This window comes from Bradyrhizobium sp. PRIMUS42 (assembly GCF_023006515.1).
GTDB lineage: Bacteria > Pseudomonadota > Alphaproteobacteria > Rhizobiales > Xanthobacteraceae > Bradyrhizobium.
In genome coordinates, this window is record NZ_JALBGZ010000628.1 from 1 (window position 1) to 3,697 (window position 3,697).

Annotated in this window: 2 protein-coding genes; one reads left to right on the plus strand and one right to left on the minus strand. The window is 65.5% G+C overall.

Annotated features, from left to right (window positions below):
• Nucleotides 1-1,317: FAD-binding protein (locus MOV75_RS30730; protein ID WP_247007194.1), on the plus strand; the 1,317-nt coding region annotated here is incomplete at its 5' end.
• A gap of 131 nt (nucleotides 1,318-1,448) precedes the next feature.
• On the opposite strand, the gene MOV75_RS30735 is transcribed toward MOV75_RS30730, so the two are convergent.
• The coding region (locus MOV75_RS30735; RefSeq protein WP_247007195.1) for an indolepyruvate ferredoxin oxidoreductase family protein at nucleotides 1,449-3,697 on the minus strand (2,249 nt) is incomplete at its 5' end.

The following is a 3,697-nucleotide window of genomic DNA, read 5'->3' on the forward strand; positions in this document are numbered from 1 at the left end:
GTCGCGTTCGATGGCGCGCGGCTGGGCGCCGCCTTTGCGCGATTGCGGCCACCGCTCCCGGAGTTCACATTGCTCGGCGGGATGATGGTCAATCGTCTCGACATTCCGCACCTGCGGAAGGCGGGGAAATCGCTGCGCTCGACCCTGCGCGCGGCGCGGCTGATTTCCGAATATGCATTGCAGCGGCTGCGCAGCCCGCGCGGCAGCACGCTGCATCTTGGCAATGCGCTTGCTGCGCGGCTCTATGCCTCGCTGCTTTCGCGGCGGGTTGAAATTCTTTTCAGCGCCGACGTCGAGGATCTCTCGATGCGGGGTGATCGTGTCAGCGGCGTGGTGATCCGTCACGGCTCCCGTGACCGGCCGATCGCCGCGCGTCGTGGCGTCGTGCTGGCAACCGGCGGCTTTTCGCATGACGCCGTGTTGCGCAAGCGCCTTTTTCCGGCGGCGGCCGGATTTGCTTCGGCGACGAACAAATCAGCGACGGGCGACGGACTTCGGCTCGCAGCCAAAGTCAGTGCCGCGCTCAACACGGACGCGACCAGCCCGGCTTATTGGGTGCCGGCCTCGCTGTTCCCCCGCGCCGACGGCAGCCGCGGCGTGTTCCCGCATATGGTGACCGATCGCGCCAAGCCCGGTGTGATCGCCGTCAACGCAGCGGGCCGACGTTTCGTCAACGAAGCACTGTCGTACCACGAATTCGTGCTCGCCATGCTCCGCGATGGCAATGGCGAGCCGGACCGGCCATTCTACCTGATCTGTGACCGCGCGTTCCTGTGGGCTTACGGCCTCGGTCGCATCAAGCCGTTTACGCGCGGCTATCGGCGTTATGTGGCGAGTGGCGAGTTGATCGAGGCTCCTGATCTCGCAGAGCTCGCAACCAAGATCGGTGTTAAGCCGTCCGCGCTCACGGCGACGATCGTGAACTACAACGCCGATGCGAAAGAAGGTCGCGACGGCGAATTCGGCCGCGGCAGCACCGTCTACCAGCGCCACCTCGGCGATATCAGCCACAAGCCCAATCCCTGCGTCGCGCCGATCCTCCGCGCCCCGTTCTTCGCGATGCGCATCCATCCGGCTGATCTCGGCACCGCGATCGGCATGAAGGTGGATGCGCGGGCGCGCGTGCTGCGCGAGGACGGCACGCCGATTGCTGGCCTCCATGCCTGCGGCAACGACATGGGCTCGATCATGAACGGGAATTGCCCGGGGCCGGGCACTATGCTCGGGCCGGCACTGACGTTCGGGTATATTGCGGGCCGGCATCTGGCGGAGGGGAGTGTGGCCAGCATGACAAGCGCTGCGGATGCCTCCGCCTAACTGTTGTCTCCGCTATATCCACGTCATTGCGAGGAGCGAAGCAATCCAGAGATCCCGCCGCGGAGGTAGTCGGGGATTGCTTCGTCGCAAGGGCTCCTCGCAATCACGTGGAGAGGGTGCGGGCTGCCCCGCTACTCCGCAGCCGCGGCAAAGCGGCTGTTCTCCAGCTCAGCAATCAGCCGCGCCGTCTCCGCCGAGGCCTGCTTGATGTTGGCTTCCTTGACGTGGCCGAAACCGCGGATCGTCTCCGGTACGCGGGCGAGCCGCGTCAGCAGCGGGATCTGCTCCGCCTTCAGCCCGGCGGTGCGCTGGTCGATCATGCCGAGATAATCCTCGACCAGCTTGCGCTCGGTTCGGCGCTCCTCGGTGCGGCCGAACGGATCGAACGCGCCGCCGCGCAGGAACTTGAGCCTGGCCAGCAGGCGGAAGGCGTGGATCATCCAGCCGCCGAACGCCTGTTTCTGGAGCCGGCCCGTTGTCTTGTCGCGCTTGGCGAAGATCGGCGGAGCCAGATGGTACTTCAGCGTAAAATCGCCGTCGAATTTTTCGGACACTTTCTTGGCAAAACTGCCATCGGTATAGAGCCGTGCGACCTCGTACTCGTCCTTGTAGGACATCAGCTTGAACAGGTTCTTCGCGACGGCCTCGGTCAGCTCCGTGGACGCCGGCGAAGCCGCGCTCTCGGCCTTGCGCACCCTGGCGACGGCAGCAAGGTAGCGGTCGGCGTAGGTCTTGTCCTGATAGCCGGTCAGGAATTCGGCGCGGGTCGCGATGATGTCGTCGAGCGATTTCGTCGGCGCGGCAGCCCTGTTCTTGAACTGCAGCACGCTGCGCACCCGCGACATGTCGTGGGCGGCAAGGCGGCCCCAGGTGAAGGCGAGCTTGTTCATCTCGATCGCGGCGCCGTTGATCTCGATGGCGCGGAGCAGGGCCTCCAGCGACAGCGGGATCACGCCCTTCTGGAAGGCGAAGCCGAGCATGAAGGGATTGGTCGCGATGGAATCGCCCATCAGCGCCGAAGCGATGCCCGTGGCGTCGATGATGTCGAGGTTCTTGTCGCCGACGGCGTCGCGCAGCACGGTCTGCATCGTGCCCATCTCGAAATCGAGATCGGGATTTTGCACGAAGCTGGCGGTCGGCTGTAAATCGGCGTTGATGAACGCTTTCGTCACGCCGCGCTCGGCACGGCTGAGTGCGGAGGGACCTGCCGAGACGATCATGTCGCAGCCGAGGATGACTTCGGCGCCGCCGGTGGTGATGCGAACCGCGGAGATGTCCTCCGGCTTCGGGGCGATGCGGACATGGCTCATCACGGCGCCGTTCTTCTGCGACAGGCCCGTGAAATCCAGCGCCGAGCAGCCGCGGCCGTCGACATGAGCGGCCATGCCGAGCAGTGCGCCGATGGTGATGACGCCGGTGCCGCCGATGCCGGTGACGAGAATGTTGTAGGGACCTTCCAGCTCACGTGCCGGCGGCAGCGGCAGGTCGGCGAACAGCTGCCCGGAATCGACGGCCGACGTTTTCATGCGCTTGAGCGTACCGCCGTGCACGGTGACAAAGCTCGGGCAAAAGCCTTCGACGCAGGAATAGTCCTTGTTGCAGTTGGACTGGTCAATCTGGCGCTTGCGGCCGAACTCGGTCTCCAGCGGCTGCACCGAGACGCAGTTGGAAGCCTGCGAGCAATCGCCGCAGCCTTCGCAGACCAGCTCGTTGATGAAGGCACGCTTGGCGGGGTCGGGATAGAGCCCCCGCTTGCGGCGGCGGCGCTTCTCTGCCGCGCAGGTCTGGTCGTAGATCACGACCGTGAGGCCCTTGATGTCGCGCAGCTCGCGCTGCACGGCGTCGAGTTCGCGGCGGTGATGGATGGTCGCGCCTTGCGGGAAGTAGTTTCCTTGCGGGTACTTGGTCGGATCGTCCGACACGATCGCGAGCCGCTTGACGCCTTCGGCCCAGACCTGATGCGCGATCTGCGCGACGTTGAAGCTGCCTTCGGCCGGCTGGCCGCCGGTCATCGCGACAGCGTCGTTGTAGAGGATCTTGTAGGTGATGTTGATGCCGGCGGCCGATGCCGCGCGCAGGGCGAGCAGGCCGGAATGGGTATAGGTGCCGTCGCCGAGATTCTGGAAGATGTGGGTCTCGGTCGTGAAGGGCGACTGGCCGATCCAGTTCACGCCCTCGGCGCCCATATGCGAGATCAGATCGGTGCGGCGGGTCGGCATGCTCAGCGCCATGCCGTGGCAGCCGATGCCGGCCATGGCGCGGCTGCCCTCCGGCACCCGCGTCGAAGTGTTGTGCGGGCAGCCCGAGCAGAAGAACGGCGTGCGTGCGAGCTTGATCGGCGCGCTGGTGGTGACGGGGTTGTCGAAGGCTTCGAGCCGGG